Origin of the sequence: Desulfosalsimonas sp., from assembly GCF_046483245.1 — a bacterium.
Lineage (GTDB): Bacteria > Desulfobacterota > Desulfobacteria > Desulfobacterales > Desulfosalsimonadaceae > Desulfosalsimonas.
Window position 1 is genome coordinate 1 of the sequence record NZ_JAWODO010000069.1, and the last position, 18937, is coordinate 18937.

15 protein-coding genes are annotated in these 18937 nt (G+C 55.9%); 8 read left to right on the plus strand and 7 right to left on the minus strand.

Features of this window, described 5'->3' with window-relative positions; genetic code table 11:
- Both R6U41_RS06685 and argJ read right to left on the minus strand, forming a co-directional pair.
- Window positions 1-523 (minus strand): pseudouridine synthase (locus tag R6U41_RS06685; protein WP_410269057.1); only part of this gene is annotated, 523 nt, incomplete at its 3' end.
- A 2-nt stretch (window positions 524-525) separates the two neighbouring features.
- Window positions 526-1704 (minus strand): bifunctional glutamate N-acetyltransferase/amino-acid acetyltransferase ArgJ, encoded by a 1179-nt coding sequence (gene argJ / locus R6U41_RS06690; protein WP_410269058.1) that lies wholly within the window; start codon window positions 1702-1704, stop codon window positions 526-528.
- A 54-nt stretch (window positions 1705-1758) separates the two neighbouring features.
- On the opposite strand from argJ, the gene truA reads away from it, so the two are divergent.
- A complete protein-coding gene (gene truA, locus R6U41_RS06695) occupies window positions 1759-2499 on the plus strand; it encodes a tRNA pseudouridine(38-40) synthase TruA (RefSeq protein WP_410269059.1) in 741 nt (246 codons plus the stop codon).
- Between the two features lie 8 nt (window positions 2500-2507).
- On the opposite strand, the gene R6U41_RS06700 is transcribed toward truA, so the two are convergent.
- Together R6U41_RS06700 and R6U41_RS06705 are read right to left on the minus strand one after the other, a co-directional pair.
- Window positions 2508-4343, minus strand: a complete 1836-nt coding sequence (locus R6U41_RS06700) for a chloride channel protein (RefSeq protein WP_410269060.1) — start codon at window positions 4341-4343, stop codon at window positions 2508-2510.
- 48 nt (window positions 4344-4391) lie between these two features.
- Window positions 4392-5711, minus strand: coding sequence for an aminotransferase class I/II-fold pyridoxal phosphate-dependent enzyme (locus R6U41_RS06705; RefSeq protein WP_410269061.1), 1320 nt, complete (start codon window positions 5709-5711; stop codon window positions 4392-4394).
- Between the two features lie 727 nt (window positions 5712-6438).
- Between R6U41_RS06705 and R6U41_RS06710 the strand changes: the two genes are divergently transcribed.
- From R6U41_RS06710 to R6U41_RS06730, 5 genes are all read left to right on the plus strand, one after another.
- Window positions 6439-6642: a DUF6485 family protein gene (locus R6U41_RS06710; RefSeq protein WP_410269062.1), complete on the plus strand. Its 204-nt coding sequence runs from the start codon at window positions 6439-6441 to the stop codon at window positions 6640-6642.
- Window positions 6639-7646 carry a biotin synthase BioB gene (bioB, locus tag R6U41_RS06715; protein WP_410269063.1) on the plus strand — a complete coding sequence of 336 codons (1008 nt, stop codon included), beginning with the start codon at window positions 6639-6641 and terminating at the stop codon, window positions 7644-7646. The genes R6U41_RS06710 and bioB overlap by 4 nt, the downstream gene beginning before the upstream one ends.
- Before the next feature lie 93 nt (window positions 7647-7739).
- Window positions 7740-9542 (plus strand): B12-binding domain-containing radical SAM protein, encoded by a 1803-nt coding sequence (locus R6U41_RS06720; RefSeq protein ID WP_410269064.1) that lies wholly within the window; start codon window positions 7740-7742, stop codon window positions 9540-9542.
- A gap of 316 nt (window positions 9543-9858) precedes the next feature.
- Entirely contained in the window at window positions 9859-11031 is a 1173-nt protein-coding gene (locus tag R6U41_RS06725) for an acyl-CoA dehydrogenase family protein (RefSeq protein ID WP_410269065.1), read from the plus strand.
- A 20-nt stretch (window positions 11032-11051) separates the two neighbouring features.
- On the plus strand, window positions 11052-12197 hold the full coding sequence (locus tag R6U41_RS06730; RefSeq protein ID WP_410269066.1) for an acyl-CoA dehydrogenase family protein: 1146 nt from the start codon (window positions 11052-11054) through the stop codon (window positions 12195-12197).
- A gap of 20 nt (window positions 12198-12217) precedes the next feature.
- On the opposite strand, the gene R6U41_RS06735 is transcribed toward R6U41_RS06730, so the two are convergent.
- Window positions 12218-14626 carry a sucrose synthase gene (locus tag R6U41_RS06735; RefSeq protein ID WP_410269067.1) on the minus strand — a complete coding sequence of 803 codons (2409 nt, stop codon included), beginning with the start codon at window positions 14624-14626 and terminating at the stop codon, window positions 12218-12220.
- A gap of 141 nt (window positions 14627-14767) precedes the next feature.
- Window positions 14768-15766 (minus strand): aldo/keto reductase, encoded by a 999-nt coding sequence (locus R6U41_RS06740; protein WP_410269068.1) that lies wholly within the window; start codon window positions 15764-15766, stop codon window positions 14768-14770.
- 168 nt (window positions 15767-15934) lie between these two features.
- On the opposite strand from R6U41_RS06740, the gene R6U41_RS06745 reads away from it, so the two are divergent.
- Window positions 15935-16396 (plus strand): ferritin family protein, encoded by a 462-nt coding sequence (locus tag R6U41_RS06745; protein WP_410269069.1) that lies wholly within the window; start codon window positions 15935-15937, stop codon window positions 16394-16396.
- Window positions 16397-16401: 5 nt separating this feature from the next.
- On the opposite strand, the gene R6U41_RS06750 is transcribed toward R6U41_RS06745, so the two are convergent.
- Window positions 16402-17760 (minus strand): DEAD/DEAH box helicase, encoded by a 1359-nt coding sequence (locus tag R6U41_RS06750; RefSeq protein WP_410269070.1) that lies wholly within the window; start codon window positions 17758-17760, stop codon window positions 16402-16404.
- A 529-nt stretch (window positions 17761-18289) separates the two neighbouring features.
- Between R6U41_RS06750 and R6U41_RS06755 the strand changes: the two genes are divergently transcribed.
- Window positions 18290-18745: a hypothetical protein gene (locus tag R6U41_RS06755; RefSeq protein ID WP_410269071.1), complete on the plus strand. Its 456-nt coding sequence runs from the start codon at window positions 18290-18292 to the stop codon at window positions 18743-18745.
- Window positions 18746-18937: the final 192 nt, after the last annotated feature.

Sequence of the window (18937 nt, forward strand, 5' to 3'; positions counted from 1 at the left end):
GGCGCACCACCTTTGCCGGCCGGGTCATGCCGTCTGCCAGTTGAACCCCGTGGCGCAGTTCATCGAGTTTTGCATCAGAAACCGGCCGGTCAACTTCCACCTGGTATTGTTTTTCATGGTCAAAGGAGGGATGGGCCAGGCGGTGATGGATCCGGCCGTCGCTGGTGAGCAAAACCAGACCCGTGGAATCGCGGTCCAGCCGGCCCACGGGAAAAACACGCTGATCGACCCGGACCAGATCCAGCACGATTTTTCTGCCCGGCTGGCTGCAGGAGCAGATATAGCCCGCAGGCTTGTTGAGAATGATGTAGACGTCCTGCCGGGCCGGGACCACGGGTTTTCCCGACACTTCCACCCGGTCTGCCCCGGGATCCACGGTGGTGCCCATTTGGGTGACGGTTTCCCCGTTTACCCGCACCAAGCCCCTGCGGATATAATCTTCCGCCCTGCGGCGGGAACAGATACCGGCATCCGCCATAAACTTCTGAAGGCGGACCCCTTTTTTTGCCTCTTTGGATTCCATGATCAGGACCGGTAATCCGCGTTGATTTTCACATAATCCACGGAAAAATCACAGGTAAGTACCGAGGCCCGCTGCCGGCCGGATTTCACGTCAATGGTGACAACAAAGGTCTTTTTCTGCAGCACCGCAGTGGCCACGGCTTCGGCCTGAGCCCCGCATCCCAGGCCCTGGTTGACCATTTTCACGTCATCAAACCAGATATCCACCGCATCCGGGTCAAATTCCACCCCGGCCCGGCCCAGGGCTGCCAGAATCCGGCCCCAGTTGGCGTCCTCGCCGAAAAAGGCGGTTTTCACCAAGCTGGAATTGGCTACGGTATCAGCCATCTGACGGGCATCTTCCCGGGTTTCTGCATTGATCACGGAAATTTCCACGCACTTGGTGGCCCCCTCCCCGTCTTCTACGACCATGCGGGCCAGTTTTCCCAGGACATTTTCCAGCAGGGCCGAAAAGGCCCTGAAATTCGAATGGGTTTTGGCCCGCGCCCCGCTTTGGCCGTTTGCCAGCACCAGCACCGTGTCATTGGTGCTGGTATCCCCGTCTATTGTGATGCGGTTAAAAGACGCCTCATTTGCAGAAACCAGCGCCCGCTGAAGATCGGCAGCAGGGATTTCCAGATCCGTACACACAAAGCACAACATGGTGGCCATGTCCGGCCGGATCATGCCCGAACCCTTGGCCATGGCTGCCAGACTGTAAGTTTTTTCCCCCATTTGCCCCTGCTCAAAAACCAGTTTGGGCCGGGTATCGGTTGTCATGATGGCCTCGGCTGCGGCCGCAAAGCCGTCTTCCGAAAGCCCGCTCACAAGGCCGGGCACGGCCGCACGGATTTTGTCCATGTCCAGGTGCTGGCCGATCACGCCCGTGGAGGCTGTCAGAACATGCGCCTCATCTGCTTTCAGGCCATCTGCGGCCAGCCGGGTCATGGCGCGGGCATCGGCCATGCCCTGGTCTCCGGTGCAGCAGTTGGCATTGCCGCTGTTGACAATAATGGCCCGGCCCACCCCGCTGCTCAGGCGCTGCTTGTCAAGCCGCACAGGTGCGGCCTGGACCCGGTTTTTCGTAAACACCCCGGCTGCGGCAGCAGGGGTGTCAGAGACGATTAAGGCCAGATCCTTTTTTCCGTTTTTCTTGAGTCCAGCACACACAGCTGCCGCGCGAAATCCCTTGGCCATTGGCATCTCTCCTTCTATATCGCTTGCAATCCGGTTTGATCCGGATTACAAATCGTTTTTATGCAGACCTTCAAACTCATTGTGGAATATGACGGTACGGATTTCAACGGCTGGCAGATCCAGAAAACCGGCCGCACCATCCAGGGTCAAATCGAAAAAGCCCTTTTTACCATGACCCGCCAGCCCGTCCGGGTCACGGGCTCTGGCCGGACCGACGCCGGAGTGCATGCCCTGGGCCAGAGCGCCCATTTCCGCTGCCAGACCCGGCTCACACCCGATGCTTTTTTCTCCGGGCTCAACAGCCTGCTGCCCGAAGACATTGTGATCCGCTCCTGCACCCGAGAATCAGAAACCTTTCACGCCCGCTATGATGCCAGGCAGAAAACCTATCGTTACTATATCTTAAACCGCCCCCTGGCCCTGGCCATCGGGCGGCATTATGCCTGGCACATTGCAAAACCCATAGACATTGAAGCCATGGCAGAGGCCGCCCGGCATCTCCAGGGCACCCATGACTTTGCTGCATTTGAAAACACCGGCAGTCCCAGATCCCACAGCATCCGAACGGTTTCTGCGGCCCGGTTTCTCACAGATGAGAACAACCCGCAGATCATCTTTGAAATCACCGCAGACGGATTTCTTCGCTACATGGTCAGAAACATCCTGGGCACCCTGGTTGAAACAGGCCTGGGCCGGATGGCACCGGAACAAATGACTGCCATCCTGGATTCCAAAGACCGCGGCCGGGCCGGGGCCACGGCCCCGGCCCGGGGCCTGTTTCTTGTGGACGTGGAATACTGAAAAAAAAGTCACGCCCCCTGCGGTCCCAGCTCTCCGGCCTTCAAGCGCTGCACCTGGCGGTTGTAGAAGGCAATCACATCCCTCCTGTTAAGCATGCCCAACAACACACGTGCGTCATCCTCGGAAACCACGGGCAGGCTGTCGATATTTTTGGTGGTCATCTTCTGCAGCACGGTATTTAAATCTTCGGAAGCCGTGGTGGCCACCACGCTGGAGGTGGCAATATCGCGCATGACCACCAGGTGCTCGATTTCCGGTGAAAACAAAACCCCCCGGATGTCCGTGCTTGAAAAAATCCCCCTCATGCGATTTTCCTCGTCCATGACCGGAAAATAATGCTGCTTTGTCTGGGAAAAAAACACCTTGAACTGTTGAAACGGCATGTGCTCGGGAATGGTGGGCACCTTTCGCACCAAATGCATCAGATCCCGCACCTTGATCAGCTGGAGCACATCCACCATGAATTCTCCAGCATGGGCCGGCGATGCCACCCGGTTTTTGACCTGCTTGCGATAAATACTCCAGCGCCGGGATGTCACATAGCAGATGGAGCAGACAAACAGGCTGGGCAGAAGAAGTTCATAGGAATTGGTCATCTCGCTGACAAAAATAATGGTGGAAATGGGCGCATTGGACACAGCCGTGAAAAAGCCCGCCATGCCCACCACCACAAAAGCACCCGGGCTGGTGACAACACCGGGGATCAACTGGTGAAACAGTTTTCCCACCACACCGCCCATGGCCCCGCCAATGACCACCGAAGGCCCGAACACGCCGCCGCTGCCCCCGGAGCCGATGGTAAAGGAGGTGGTGACAATCTTTCCCAGGGCCAGGGCCAACAAAACAGAGATGGCCAGTTCATTGAAAATGGCCTGCTGGGCATAACCATATCCAAAGGCAAGGGTGGAGGGCAGGTAAAATCCGACCATGCCGGTTAGCATCCCGCCGATGGCCGGCTTGACATGATTGGGAATCCGGATTTTCTTAAACAGATCCGTAACCCCGTAAAAGGATTTGACATAGCAGAGGCTCAAAACCGAAAGCACCAGGGCCAGAACAATATAGGGCCCGAGTTCCAGGGGGTTCTGGAACCTGAATTCAGGTGAATCAAACAGTGTGCCCCAGCCGAATACCAGGGAAAACAGGCAATAGGCCACCACCGATGAAATCCCGGCCGGGATGATGACCTCGGATTCAAAATCCGGGTCACTGTAGAGCACTTCCGAGGCAAACAGCGCCCCTGCCAGCGGCGCCCGGAAAATGCTGCCCACCCCTGCGCCGATGCCTGCGGCCAGCATAATCCGGCGCTCGCGCTCGGACAGCTTGAGCTTGGTGGCCATAAAAGAGCCGAAACCCGCCCCGATCTGGGCAATGGGTCCTTCCCTTCCGCCGGAGCCGCCGGTGGTCAAGGTGATGGCCGAGGCAATGGTCTTGACAATCGGCACCCGGGAGCGCATGAATCCGCCCTTCTGGTGATAGGCCTCAATGGCCGCATCCGTGCCGTGGCCTTCAGCCTCCGGGGCAAACCGGTAAACGATCCAGCCGCTTAACAATCCGCCGGCAGCCGGCAGAAACAAAAGAATCCAGCGGTTGAACACCGTGGCGGTGGGCGGCAGAATATGTCCTTCCCCGGCCGGCTGTGGGGGGCGGTAACCGGCCAGCCAGTCCATGAACAAATGGGCCCCGAGCTGGCACAGATACTGGAAAATAATGGAGCCGGTGCCGGCAATAATGCCGATGAGAACAAAAAACAGGCTCCACTTGCCCGCCCGGGCAAGGTTGACAGACCGAATCCGCTGCTTTAGCAAAACCGCCAGTTGGTGAATACGCTGCTGCTGTGCCACGCTATCTTCTTTCCGGCATATGCGGCCGTGCAAACAAACCGGCCCGGATTATCCCGTATCCCGGGTCAAATCCGCAACTCCCTGATACACGATGTCAAACAGGGTACGGATATCGTCTTTTTCCAGACAGGAAAAGGCCACCCGCAGATCGTATCGGCCCAGTGCAATCAACCCCACCCCGTACTGGTCAAGCAGATGCGCCCGCAATTTTTCCGCCTCCACGGTCTTTAGCCGGATGCACATGAAATAGCCGGAGTTAAACGGATAAACATCCCAGGCAGAAGCATATTTGGGATCTGCCAGGACCTGTTTCACGGTTTCGGCCCGGGCCCGGAGCAGTTCGTATCTGGCCTGTTTTTCCGCCTGGTAGTTTTCATCCTGCATGGATTTCACCACAATGGACTGGCTCAAATGCGAGGCATTGGAAATATTGCCGCGCACGCACCCAGCGGTCTTGCGCTCCAGGGCGTCAAAAACACCCGCAGCATCGCCGTCAATAACGGCTCCGTAAGTGATAAAGCCCACCCGGAGGCCCCAGACGTAATTTTCCTTGGTGGCCCCGTCGAGTTTGACGGCCAGCAGGCGGGGGTGGCGGCCGCAAAGCCGGGAAAAAATCGATTCCTTCAGGATTCCGTCCTCATAAAACAAGCCGAAATAGGCGTCATCGCAGACAACGATCACATTGGTGCCGGCCTTGGCCAGTTCGGTGAGCACGGCCACAACCTGATCGGCTTCTGCTTCCGTGAGGGTATAGCCCGTGGGATTGTGGGGGAAATTGAGCAGAACGGTGATTTTCTGGTTTTCCCGGGCTTCCTTTTTCAGGCAGTCTGCCAGGGCATCCACGTTATAGGCCCCGGTTTCGGTAAAAATCGGGTATTGGGAGATGCGCGCCTTTTTTCTCACCCCGAAAATCATGTTGTAATTGCCCCACATCATCTCGGGCAAAACAATCACATCGCCCGGATCCGTCCACACGTCGGCAAAAATGCTGATGGCATGGGTAATCCCGTTTGTCACCACCGGCAAGCTCACGGTTTTTCCGGCAAGCGACGGATTTTTTTCATATATTTCCTTCTGCCAGGTGCTGCGCAGCTGTGGGATGCCAAAGGAAGGGGCGTAAGTCACCGATTCCTCAGCTGCCAGACCGGCAACCGAGCGCATTACCGAAGGCAGCACCATGGCGCTGTCGCCTTGTTTGGCAATCCCGATGGTGGCATTCAAACGCGTGGCCTTCTGCTTGGCCTCTGCACTCTGGGAGAGGATCCCCTTTGGAAAAAACAGCTCCTTGCCCACGCTGGAAAGCATTTCCATCAAATGGGCGTTGCCCTGCTCAATAATTTCATTTAACTGTGCTGCAATCGGATTCATTGTATCTGCCCTTTACTGCCATGTTCACTTTGCCCGCAGCCGGCGGCTGCCGGGCATCCGCCCAAAAACCAGGAACCCCTGCGGCAATGGCCGCCCATCACCGCGCCAAATGGAAAAACATAACCTACAATTTTTTCTTTTTTTCCAAAAATTGTCAAGCGTTATTCCAGGTTTTGTCCAGCTTTTGTGCAAGCCTGTTTCACACTGCAGCGCCCGTCGCATGTGCCCATAAAGCCGGCGCGCGCCTGGCGTTCGCGCACTCGGGCCGGGCAGTTCTAAGGCTTGCTTCGCTGCGGCCGAAGTAATTCGGCCGCGGCCGCTCCGCTTCGCCAAGAACTGCTGGCCGGCCCAACGTGCAATGCGCCCGCCAGGCGCGCGCCGGCTTTATGGGCACATGGAAAAACCATTCATCAGTTCCCAAAGGAAAAATTAAACAGAAAAATCTCAAAGGCATCCATTTTTTTACACGACCGCGGATATTTTGCAGGCAGTGGGCCATGGGGCCGGGCAGGTGGCGGTTTGCGAGTCGCATTGAGCGCGCAGGCGGTCAGCAGGGAGCAAGCCGCCGCCGGCCCGGCCCCATGCGAAAACCGCAAAAAGATACCTGCGGCAAGCTTGAAAATCGCTCGGTTCAGGTGGTATAGATGACGTTTTCATTTTGCTGAAATCCTGCTACAAAGAACAGCAGAATTTCAGGAACCCGAATTATCACAAGGAGGCATGAACCATGGAATGCAAACAGGAACAAAACCTTTCCGGCTGCAACTGCACCTATGAACCCTGCCAGCGCAAGGGAATCTGCTGTGAATGCATCGCATATCACCTCAAAAGCCGCCAGCTTCCGGCCTGCTGTTTTCCGGCAGACGCCGAGGCCACCTATGACCGCTCCTTTGTCCATTTTGCCAAACTGGTCCAGGCGGGCAAAATATGAACACCCCGGCTGATACATCCAATTTCTGCGAAATGGCGGATCTAACAGAAAAAATCCTGTCTGATCCGCCCGCCGGGATCAGTGAAGACCAGGCGCTCCAACTGGCCGGGGCGGAAGGGGCTGCGTTTATGGACCTGATTTGGGCGGCCGACCGGGTGCGCAGGCATTTCAAGGGAAATGAGATTTTCACCTGCTCCATCACTAATGCCAAATCCGGCAAATGCTCCCAGGATTGTGCATTTTGCGCACAGTCCGGCCACCATGACACAGGGGTGGAGACCTATCCCCTGCTGTCGAAAAAAGAACTGGTAAAACGTGCCCTGGAAATGGAAGACGCGCAAATGACCCATTTCTCCATGGTCACCAGCGGGCTTTTTCTTTCAGACCAGGAAATTGACACCATCTGTCGGGCTGCGGAAACAATCTGCGCGCGCACGCACCTGACCTTGTGCGGATCCCTGGGAATGCTCACCCAAAAGCAGGCACAGCAGCTCAAGAAAAGCGGCATCCGCAACTATCACCACAACCTGGAAACCGCGCGCAGCCATTTCAGACAGGTCTGCACCACCCATGAATACGATGCAGACATCGAATCAATACGGGTTGCCGCAGAAGCCGGACTGTCTGTTTGCGCCGGGGGCATTATGGGCCTTGGCGAAACCCGGGCCCAAAGAATTGAGCTGGCCATAACCCTCCGGGAAATCGGGGTGGAAAGAATCCCCTTAAACTTCATCAATCCCATTGCCGGGACCAAAATGGCTGACCAGCCCCTTTTGTCCGTGGCAGAGGCGCTGAAAACCATCGCCCTGTTCCGGCTGATCAATCCGGAAAAGGACATCACCATCTGCGGAGGCCGGCATGTGACCCTGGGCGATTTTCAGTCCTGGATTTTTGCCGCCGGCGCCAACGGGATCATGACCGGCAATTACCTGACCACAACCGGAAGAGATATTGCACAGGACGTAAAAATGATTCATCAGTGGCAGCAGATGCAAGGGGAATAGGAGCGGGATAGCTTGCCAAAAGATGGGCAAATGATTATAATGATACTATAATAGCAAGTTTTATTTAAATCCCATCTTAATGAGGAAAACCCCATGGTCACACATCAAAACATCCTGCTGGTTTATCCGGAAGTGCCCTCCAACACCTACTGGAGCTATAAACACGCCCTTGGCTTTATCAAGAAAAAAAGCGCCATGCCGCCTTTGGGCCTTTTGACCATCGCCGCCCTGTTTCCGGCAGATCGGGAGCTGAAACTGGTGGATTTAAATGTCGGTCCCCTGGACGACAACCTACTGCAATGGGCTGATGCGGTGTTTGTCTCTGCCATGATCGTGCAGAAACAATCCATGGAGCAAGTGGTGGCGCGGTGCAACCAGATGGGAAAAACCGTGGTTATCGGAGGTCCCTATGCCACCAACAGCTGGCAGGAACTCAGCGGGGCAGACCATATTCTTCGCGGCGAAGTGGATGAAACCCTGTGCGATTTTCTGGCCGAACTGGACTCCGGCACAGCCGCGGCGGTTTATGATATGCCGCCGCACCCGGATATCTCCCGGCTGCCGGCACCCCGGTTTGACCTGCTCGACATTGACGCCTATGGCTCCATGTCCATCCAGTACTCCCGGGGATGTCCCTTTCACTGCGAATTCTGCGACATCTGGACCGTCTACGGCAACAAGCCCCGGCTAAAAGACGCCCAAAGCCTGACCGCTGAACTCGACGCCCTGTATTCCATGGGCTGGGAAGGGGCCGTATTTCTGGTGGATGACAACTTTATCGGCAACAAGCGCCGGGTCAAAAAGGAACTGCTACCGGCCCTGATTCAATGGCAGCAGGACCGGGATTATCCCTATCATTTCTATACCGAGGCCAGCATCAACCTGGCCGATGACCCTGACCTGATGACCGGCATGCGCGAGGCCGGATTTAACTCCGTGTTTATCGGCATTGAGACCCCGGATCCGCAATCTCTGGCTGAAACCGGAAAGACCCAGAACCTCAAATCCGACATGGAAGCCGCGGTGCGTACCATTCAGAAAAACGGCCTGGAGGTGCTGGCCGGATTTATCCTTGGATTTGACAATGACACGCCGGCCATCTTTGATCAGCAGATCCGGTTTATTCAGCAAAACGCCATCCCCCAGGCCATGATCGGGCTATTAAACGCCCTTCCGGGAACACGCCTGTACCAGCGCCTGGAAGCCGAGGGCCGGATTTTATCCCAATCAGCCGGCAACAACACCCACAGCATGCAGGCCAATTTTAAAACCGTGATGGATCCCCAGGTTCTGCGCCAGGGCTACCGGAAAATTTTAAAGCATCTTTACGGCTTCCGGCTGAAAAACTATTTTGCCAGATGCAGCCATCTGCTCGACCGCATCGAATGCCGGCAGTATTACCAGCGCAAGGTGCGGGCTGCGGATCTCAAAATCTTTTTCCGTGCGCTTTTGCGCCAGCCCTTTACGGCTTACGGGTTTAACTACATCAAGTTTCTGGTGCGAAACGCGTTTAAAAACCGGGACCTGTTTGCAGAGGCCGTCACCTATTCCATCTACGGGCACCACTACCACACCATCACCCGCCAAACCCTGAAAAAGGAAAAAATAGCGGACGTGCTGGACAAAAAATACAACAAGTTCACCAAAAAGGTGAATCGCCGCTCCACGGCCGTGCAAAGCGGCTCGGAAGATCAGCTAAGGGCCCTGAAAAAACTCTGGGACACCCGCATGCGGTATCTCAAGCAGATGCAGCACAAGATCAACAAGCTCAACACAGATTACCAGGACGAACTGCGGCGGAAATATCTGGAATTATCTGCCCAGATGCGAGACATGCTGGCCAGCCTGGAAATCCGGACCCTGTCATCCCCGGATTCCGGCGGCGCGCACCGGTAACGCTCTTGCCGCAAAGGCCGGGAGGCGATGACGCATAAGCTAACCAGGGGCGGGTGCTGCCTCCGGCGGGCGCATTGCACGTTGGGCCGGCCAGCAGTTCTTGGCGAAGCGAAGCGTCTACGGCCGCATTACTTCGGCCGCAGCGAAGCAAGCCTTAGAACTGCGCGGCCCGAGTGCGCGCAAGCCGGAGGCAGCACCCGCCCCTTGAACGGAAGGCCGCCGGCCGGTAAAAATTCCTTGACTTTTTGAGCCGGTTTTTTTTATTGTTTATCCATCATTTGCTGGAAGCATTTATTTGATTTTCAGGGAGCCGGATATGCACTTTGAACTCGACAAATCACACAAGGAAATCCAGAAGGCGGTCCGGGAATTTGTCCGGGCACAGTTTGACAGGGAAATGATCATCGAATCCCTGAAAACCGGGGATCTTCCCGCCGGAATCCGGAAAAAGGCCGCACAGCTCGGGTTTTCCGGTATTCACATCCCTGATGCGTATGACGGCGGCGGCATGGGTCTTTTCGAGTACGTGCTTGCAGCAGAGCAGATGTGCAGAAAAGACGCCTCTGCGGGCATGGCCCTGATGCTGTCGGGTTTTGGTGCAGAATGCCTGTTTGATCTTGACCGTAAAAATCTGGCGGAAAAATACCTGACTCCCGTGGCAGGCGGGAAGATGCGCGCTGGTGCAGCCCTGTTTGAACCGGGTGCAGGCGCGGATATCTCCGGCACACAGACAACCGCCGCTGCCAGGGGGGATCACTGGATCATCAACGGGGACAAGGCATACGTGCCAAACGGGACAACCGCCGGATTTTACGTGGTCTTGTGCGCCACCCGTGAAGATGCAGACCCGTCAGACAGCTCCATTAACACCGGTAACCAACAGTCCCTGATCATCGTGGATGCCGATACCTCAGGCGTCACCGCGGAATCGGCAGGCCCCACCCTTGGCGCCGGCATGGTGGATTTCGCCCATGTTGGTTTTCAAAACGCAGCCGTTTCCGCAAAAAACATAATCGGCACCCCCGGCCAAGGCCTGGACCGGAGCCTGTCGTTTTTGAATCAGGCCCGGATCCAGGCCGCTGCCATGGCCCTGGGCACCGGCCAGGGCGCCTTTGACCGGGCCCTGGATTACACGCGTCAGCGCAGTCAATTCGGCAAAAAACTGGCCCAATTCCAGGTGACCCGGCATAAGCTGGCAGACATGGCCGCCGGCCTGGAATCAGCCCGGCTCAGCATCTACTCCGCGGCCAAAGCCTTTGATGCGGGCACCTGCGATGCCAAAATGGCCGCCGCAGCCAAGCTCACGGCCGCCAATGCGGCCATGACAGCTTCCGACGAGGCCGTACAATTGCTCGGGGGATACGGATACATGACCGAATACGAAGTGGAGCATTTCTACCGGGACGCCAAAACCCTGGAAATCTTTCTGGGCAGCCCCGGGGTGTTAAAAGACGTGATTGCCGGCGGGCTTATCGGCAAACTCAGGTAATGCAGAAAGGATCAGCCGCCGTGGAAATACTTGCCTACACCGACGACCACCACCGGTTCCGCAGCCGGATGCGCGCCTTTCTGGAAAAGGAAATCACGCCCTGGACCGATCAGTGGGAAGCCGATCACATCACCCCCAAATGGGCCTGGCAGAAACTGGGCCGGGCCGGATTTCTATGCACGGGTGTTTCGCCCGAATACGGGGGCATGGGCGGCGATTTTCTCTATTCCGTGATTGCCGCCGAGGAAATGGCCAAAACGAACCACACGGGCTTGGCCTCAGCTCTTCATTCGGACGTGGTGGTTCCCTATGTCCAGGCCTTTGGCAGCGAGGAGCAGAAGAAGAAATATCTGCCCGGGTGCGTTTCCGGCGACATTATCGCCGCGGTTGCCATGACAGAGCCGGATGCCGGCAGCGACCTGGCGTCAATGACCACCACCGCAGCGGAGAAAAACAGGGAAATCGAGCTAAACGGCGCCAAAACCTTTATCTCAAACGGAATCAATGCGGGTCTGGTTATTGTAGCGGCAAAGGATCCGGACGAACCCAACCCTTACGATGCCGTGTCCTTATATATTGTCGAGGACGGCACCCCGGGTTTCAAGCGGGGCCGGCATTTGGAAAAAATGGGATTTCACAGCCAGGACACCGCGGAACTGTTTTTCACCAACTGCCGGATTCCGGCGGAAAACCGGTTGGGGCAAAAGGGAGCGGGCTTTGGCATGCTCATGGAAAAGCTCCAGCAGGAGCGGCTGGTCACCTCCATCTGCGCCCAGGCGGCAGCCGAACTAATCCTGGAGATCACCACGGATTTCTGCAAAAATACCACGGATCGGGATCAAAAACCTTTGTCCAAAAGCCAGGCCACCCAGTTTGCCATCGTGGAGATGACAACAGAGGTCAAACTGGGCCGGGCGTTTCTCGACAAGCTCATTGCCGGCCACATGGCAGGCGAGCAGGCCATCGTGGAAACCTCCATGGCCAAGTACTGGATCACGGACATGGCCAAGCGCATCTCCCGGCGGTGCACGGATTTGTTCGGCGACTACGGGTTCTGTGAGGCCTGCCCCATTGTCCGGGCTTTCCGGGATGTTCGGGTCATGCCCGTTTTTGCCGGCACCAATGAGATCATGAAAAACATCGCCGCCAAATTCATGGGGCTTTGACCCGGAGGCCGGGCCGTTTATCAGTGCTCCATGGCCTCGGCCCGGGGTTTTAAAAGCAGATGGTAAAGCAGGTCACAGTACCGGTCCAGCTTAACCATGCCTTCCCGGGATTCGGTGTAGCGCCAGAATCCGTATAGCTTGGTGAGGGAAAAAAGCTTGTGGCTGTAGCGGGTCCAGGTGTATTTTTCCCGGACCCGGGCCATGCCCTTTTCCGAAACCTGGCGCCATTTGTCCGGGTCTTCGGCAAACCCGGAAACAAACCGCCAGATGCCCTCTGCCATCAAATCCGGCTGACTGGTGTTTAACAGATACCCGCTTTTTCCGTCCTCGATAATCTCGGACGGCCCGCCGAAAATGGGGCCGAACGTGGGCAGTCCGCACTGCATGGCTTCAAGCACGGTCAGGCCGAAGGCCTCAAACAGGGCCGGCTGGACAAACATGCCACTGCTTTCGGCGATAATCCGGTAAACTTCCCCGGTTTCCGCCTTGGACACGCTGGGCAGCCAGCGAATATGGCCCTGCAGGTCATGTGCGGCAATCAGCTCATACATCCGCCGGATCTCGTTTTGCTCTTCTGCGTCATCGGAATTTTCAACATGAATGGTGCCTGCGGCCACCACCAGGTTGCAGTGTTTTCTGAGTTCCGGATGCATGCCAAAGGCTTCGACCAGCCCGGTGATGTTCTTGATCCGGTCCAGGCGCGCCATGGTAAACAGCGGGGGTTTGTCCGGATTTTCCAGATAGCCGTGGATATCTTGGGATTGCTCTGAAAAAAGCCGGGTCTGCCAGTAGGCCCGCTGGCTGGCCGACCTGCGGTCGATTTCTGTATACGGGAAATAATTGTCCTCATCAACTCCCGGCGGCACCACGTTAAACTTGGGATTAAACAGGTTGATGCCGTTGACCACCTGGTAGAGCCCGGGCATGGTGTAGAACTGGTAGGACTCGTACTGGCCGAACCGGGTCTCTGTGCCGGCGATTTCCTGGTAGGTGCTGGTAATGATGAAATCCGACTTGTTCATGGAAAGCAGATCCGCGGTAAACTGGCAGGAAAAATGATAATCATTTTCCATCTCCTTCCAGTACAGATCCGAGAACAAATACTTGGTCTTTTCCAGGGCGTGGGCAATGGTGCACTGGATCACATTCATGCGGTCTGACAGCAGGGTGGCCACCAGGTTGCCGTCTGAATAATTGCCGATGATCAAATCCGGCCGGCCCTCGAACTCGGCCAAAAGCTCCCGCTCACAGTCTTTGGCAAACCGGTCCAGGTAGGGCCAGATTTTAAAGCGCGACACCCAGTCCTGCAGAATCGCGCCCTGGCTGTCATAAAACGGGATGCGAAGAATATAAGCATGTTCCGTGCCCACGATATCTTCTTTGGGCTGACTGCAGCTGGTTTTGCCGGCATTGGGAATCAGGCGGGTGACCACCAGCACCCGGGGGGTCACGTCAATGCCGGCCAGCTCAAACTCCCGGATCATATGGGCCTCCAGTGCCCGCACCTGGTCGAGGATATAAATCACCTGGCCGCCGGTGTCGGGTTTGCCCAGCACGTTTTCCTGGGCAAACCAGCCATGGGGGGATAAAACAGCCACCTTGGAAATCATGGGCACCCGGGAGATAAATTCCTCCAGATCCGCGCTTCGGGGTTCATGGAAAAGGGCGTGAAGAAGCGACATGGTCTCCCGGATCCGGCCCGCAGTGTTGCCCCACCCCGGTTCAAAGCCCCGGCTTTTGAGCTGAGGTTTTAATTTCTGATGGGGCCATTTTTCATCATGATTGCCCAGATCATCGATGGTTTCTTCCAGGGCGGACAAAAAATCATCCAGGGAATCGAGAATATCCGGATTGACCAGCAGCTGCTCGCCGTTGATCCGGTGGATGCGCAGAAACTCAAACAGATCCCGGCCCCAGTTCTCGGGCTTTTGAAACAGACTGCTGGACATGTAGCGGTTTAAAAAACTGATACCGTTGCCCACGTTCCTGACATTCTTGATGGTGGGCGCGTAATCGGAAAACGGCAGAAAATCCAGCTCCAGGGCATCACGGTTGGCCCCTGGGGTATTATCGCAAACGTATGCGTCCTTGTAATCCAGGTAGCGGTTTATCGAAATTTTCTGCATTTGCTTTCGGTCTGCGCTGAGCCGGTAGATATTGTACCGGCCCATGGTGTAACGGTGCAAAATCAGCACAATGCTGTCCGGAAACAGCATTTCCGGCACCCGGGCCAGAAACCGGCCAACAGCCGAGTTTTCGGCAAAATCGGACTCCTTGTTGTTTTCCCGGCACCACTTGAGCCAATGAAGCCAGATATCGTTTCGCAGCAAATACTTGCTGCCGGTGCCAGTCAGATAATATATGAAATCGGAAAAATCTTTCTGCTCGGCTTCAGGGATGAGCTTTGAAATCAGATTGGTGGGGGACATGGGCGCCTCCTTTTGCAATGCCGTGCCGGCCTGCTTTTTTATTGCAGGGGCTGGATTTTGCCGGCCCCTGCATTCCCTTGATGCCATAATGGGTGCAAACCGATCCGTCAAGAAGAAATTGCGCGGCCACGCCCCGGGATTTTATTCTGACCGGCGCGCCGGCGGGGCCATGAATTCAGGTCCCACCGGGTCGGTGATGGCTTGTTTCAGAATCGTATCCATTTCGGCAAAATCTTCTTCCGTGAGCTGCCATCCGAAAATATCCGGCAGGGGCTCCATCTGCTCCGGCCTTCGGCCGCCCCATAGCGCAACGCTTGCACCCTTGTCCAGCACGTGGCGCACGGCAAGGTGAAGGACCTTTTTGCTGTATTTCTTCTCGGCCAGGTTTTGCAATTGTTTAACCGCTTCAAGATACTGAGCGAATCTCGGGGATTTAAACTTGGGATCCACCTTGCGCAGATCATCTCCGTCAAACTGCTGATCCGCTGTCATTTTTCCGGAAAGCAGGCCGCGGCACAAAGCCCCGTAAGTCAGCGTGGCAATGCCGCTCTGGATGCAATAGGGAAGAATATCGTTTTCAATGGCCCGTTCAAACACGTTGTAGGGCGGCTGGCAGACCGCCAGGGGGGCTGCTGCCCGAAAGGCCTCCATTTGCTCCACGGTGTAGTTGCTGACGCCAATGGCCCGGATTTTGCCTTCATCCACGAGCTTTCCCATCACCTCTGCGGTCTTGTCAAAGGGCACCACAGGATCGGGCCAGTGGATCTGATAGATATCAATGTAGTCTGTCTGCAGCCGGCGCAGGCTGTCTTCGATCTCCTTGCGGATCCGCTCCGGGCTGGAATTGCGCCAGACCTTTTTCTGGGCGTCATCCCATTCCAGACCGGTCTTGGTGGCCAGAATGAGCCGGTCTCTCTGGCCGTATTCGGCCACGGCCTTGCCCACGATCTGCTCGGATGTGCCAAAGCCGTAAACCGGGGCGGTATCCACCAGATTGATGCCCTTGTCCAGGGCCGCATGAATGGTGCGCACCGATTGGGCCTCATCTGTTCCGCCCCACATCCAGCCGCCGATGGCCCAGGTGCCCAGGCCCACGCGCGAAGCCTCCTGGTCCAGTCCGTGAATCTTGGTATATTCCATTGATCTGCCTCCTTTTATTGGGGTTTATGCAACACCAATACTGATAATCATATAAAAAATGTCGTCAAGAAAACTGTTGCACAATGGGATTGAAAATACCGGCCGGATACCATAGACTACTCCCAAAATCGCCGTTGGAAAAAGTATATTTCAGGAAAGGATTGTTCAATGAAGCCAGGGTTTGAAACCATTGCAGAAGTCATCGACTTTGCGGTCATGCGGGAGGAAGAAGCCCGCCAGTTCTACATCCAGCTCTCCCGGCAGGCGCCGGACCCCTTCATGCAGCAGATTTTCATGGATTTTGCCCATGAGGAACAAAAACATCGCGACACTCTAAAAAACCTGGATAAAGACGGGCTTGAGCGCATTTTCAGCCGGATCATGGAACCGATCAATGACATGGGGATAGCCGAAATCACCCCGGATACCGGGGCGGACACAGACATGGACTTCAAGCAGGCCCTGACTTTGGCCATGAAGCGGGAGGACAAGTCTGAAAAGCTTTATTCACTGCTTGCGGAAACTTGCGATGATGACACCATCAGCCTTATGTTTGTGGGACTGGCCAGGGAAGAAACCCGCCACCGCATCCGCATTGAGCGGGCTTACAACGCCCTGTACCAACAATAACATCATCAGTTTCTGCGCCGCCGATTTGCCGGCCGGCCAGAGCCGCTCTTTTTCTGCCGGCCGGCCCGGGCATCATCTTTTGAGCGGTTGTGTTTTTTGCGCGGCGGGGCCTCGGGCATGACCAGCCATTCCTCGGGCGGTTCTATGCAGGCCAGCTTGCGGCCCAGGTAATCCTCGATGGCCGGGATGTAGAAGGCCTCGCCCTCGTCTGCAAAGCTGATCGCCGTTCCCAGGGTGCCGGCCCGACCGGTGCGGCCGATGCGGTGAACATAATCTTCCGGGTCATGGGGCAGTGTAAAGTTGACCACGTGGTTCATGCCCTCGATGTGAATGCCCCGTCCAGCCACATCCGTTGCCACCAGCACCCGGATTTTTCCGGCCTTGAAGGCCGCAAGCCGTGACATGCGCTTTTTCTGGTCCACATCCCCGGAAATCATCTCGCAGTTGATCCCGTAGCGGAAAAAGGTCTCGGTCAGGCGCCGCACCTCATCCTTGCGGTTGCAAAAAATCAGCACCTGCTCAAGGCCCTGCTTTTCAATCATGTTGTAGAGCAAGCCGAATTTTTCCTCCAGCGTCACGATATAGACCACTTGGTCCACGGTATCCACAGCCACCTGCTCAGGCTCGATTTCCACTGTCACCGGGTCCCGGGTCCACTGGGCGCAAAGGCGCATGACCTCGCTGGTCAGGGTGGCGGAAAACAGCAGGGTCTGGCGCTTGTCCTTGGGCGGAGTGGAATGGATGATCTTTCGGACATCCGGAATAAAACCCATGTCCAGCATCCGGTCGGCCTCGTCAATGATGACGGTTTCCACCTTTCGCAGGGAAAGATCGCCCCTGCGCTGGAAATCCAGCAGCCGGCCCGGGGTGGCCACCACAATATCGATCACCTCCCGGCGGAGCTGGGTTTGCTGCTTGACGTAATCCATGCCGCCGAAAATCGAAAGGATCTTTAAGTCGCAGTATTTGGCCAGTTGTTCGGCCTCATCGCTGATCTGCATCACCAGCTCCCGGGTGGGTGCCAGTATCAGCACCCTGGGGGTGCCCTTTTTCCGGTTTTCATCCAGGGGACGGTTCCAGAGCCTTGAAATAACCGCAATGAGAAATGCCGCGGTCTTTCCGGTTCCGGTCTGGGCCCGGCCGCTGGCGTCTTTTCCCAGCAGGGCCGCGGGCAGGATATCGCCCTGGATCGGGGTGCAGCGCGTAAATCCCAGGTCGCTGATGGCGCGCATCAGGGGCTCCGGGAGGTCAAATTCATCGAATCGTAAAGGTTCTGGTGCGGGGACTACAGTTTGCCGGATTTCTTCTTTGGGGTCTTCGGGTGCCGGGTCATCGGTCCGGTCCATCATTTTTTGTTCTTTCATCTACTCTCTTTTTTTCGTGGTTAAGTATGGTTAAGGATAAAAATTTATAATTATATCATAATATTTTTAAACTTTTAGTGCAACCCTTAAATACAGGTCCCTTAAAGTTGATAGCACCGTAAAAAGTCTGATTTCAGATGGCGCCGTAAAAAGTTCAAGATCAAGGCTTGGGCAATTTCGAAGAATGCAGCGTACTTATCCGTACGTGAAATTCTGAGAAATTGCGCGTAACGCAGATATTGGACTTTTTACGGCGCCATCAAAGTTGGCCACAGGGTTTTCTTCCGCAAAGCCGCCACCTTCGTCGCAGGAGGCGTGACAATGACAGCACCGGCATAACCAAGGCATAAGCAGTTTGTTCCGGTTTCGCATGAGCCGCGTCGGGTGCGGTTTGTTTGTCTGCGGCGCGCTTTCGGCGATCGGACCGGGACTTTGGCTGGAATTTTAAAAACTCGGGCTCATCGCCCTCAGACAGTTTAAAATTCCGGGCGCCAAAGCCCCGGTCCGATCTTTTGCCGAAACCGCGCCAATGCAGCCAAACAAACCACCCCGCCCCGGCTCATGGCCAGGGCTCTGGAAACAAGCGGGAACAATTGTTTTTTATCAAGAGTTCCATTTAAATTTGAATGCCGATATAGAGTTAACCAGCCTGAAAGGGTATTTCCAATGTGTTTTTCAGGCTTATCGAACTTGGGAATGGTTTCCAAGGAAGCCCGGAGGGCGGGGACGGGTTTTTGAAGCGACATTGATCGTTTTTGCGGGAAAATTCAGCCAATGCCGGAGCCGGGAAATTTCAAACTGTTTGAGGGCGCTTGCGCCCGAGTTTTTGAAATTTTGGCGAAGGCATTGGCTGAATCCGCAAAAACGATCAGGAGCGAAAAAACCCGGCCCCGCCCTTCGGGCCTCCTTCCTCCAAGGCACCACTTTCTTTGCACGGCACATGACGAAACATCTGGACAATCAGCTTGTACTGCTTTTCGCATGAGCCGCGTCGGGTGCGGTTTGTTTGTCTGCGGCGCGCTTTCGGCGCTCGTCCCGGGACTTTGGCTGGAATTTTAAAAACTCGGGCTCATCGCCCTCAGACAGTTTAAAATTCCGGGCGCCAAAGCCCCGGTCCGATCTTTTGCCGAAACCGCGCCAATGCAGCCAAACAAACCACCCCGCCCCGGCTCATGGC

Bases quoted from the DNA above. Each gene is read 5' to 3' on its own strand.
- argJ (WP_410269058.1), bottom strand. From the start codon at position 1,704: ATGCCAATGGCCAAGGGATTTCGCGCGGCAGCTGTGTGTGCTGGACTC.
- truA (WP_410269059.1), top strand. From the start codon at position 1,759: ATGCAGACCTTCAAACTCATTGTGGAATATGACGGTACGGATTTCAAC.
- R6U41_RS06705 (WP_410269061.1), bottom strand. From the start codon at position 5,711: ATGAATCCGATTGCAGCACAGTTAAATGAAATTATTGAGCAGGGCAAC.
- R6U41_RS06710 (WP_410269062.1), top strand. From the start codon at position 6,439: ATGGAATGCAAACAGGAACAAAACCTTTCCGGCTGCAACTGCACCTAT.
- bioB (WP_410269063.1), top strand. From the start codon at position 6,639: ATGAACACCCCGGCTGATACATCCAATTTCTGCGAAATGGCGGATCTA.
- R6U41_RS06720 (WP_410269064.1), top strand. From the start codon at position 7,740: ATGGTCACACATCAAAACATCCTGCTGGTTTATCCGGAAGTGCCCTCC.
- R6U41_RS06725 (WP_410269065.1), top strand. From the start codon at position 9,859: ATGCACTTTGAACTCGACAAATCACACAAGGAAATCCAGAAGGCGGTC.
- R6U41_RS06735 (WP_410269067.1), bottom strand. From the start codon at position 14,626: ATGTCCCCCACCAATCTGATTTCAAAGCTCATCCCTGAAGCCGAGCAG.
- R6U41_RS06740 (WP_410269068.1), bottom strand. From the start codon at position 15,766: ATGGAATATACCAAGATTCACGGACTGGACCAGGAGGCTTCGCGCGTG.
- R6U41_RS06745 (WP_410269069.1), top strand. From the start codon at position 15,935: ATGAAGCCAGGGTTTGAAACCATTGCAGAAGTCATCGACTTTGCGGTC.
- R6U41_RS06750 (WP_410269070.1), bottom strand. From the start codon at position 17,760: ATGAAAGAACAAAAAATGATGGACCGGACCGATGACCCGGCACCCGAA.
- R6U41_RS06755 (WP_410269071.1), top strand. From the start codon at position 18,290: ATGCAGCCAAACAAACCACCCCGCCCCGGCTCATGGCCAGGGCTCTGG.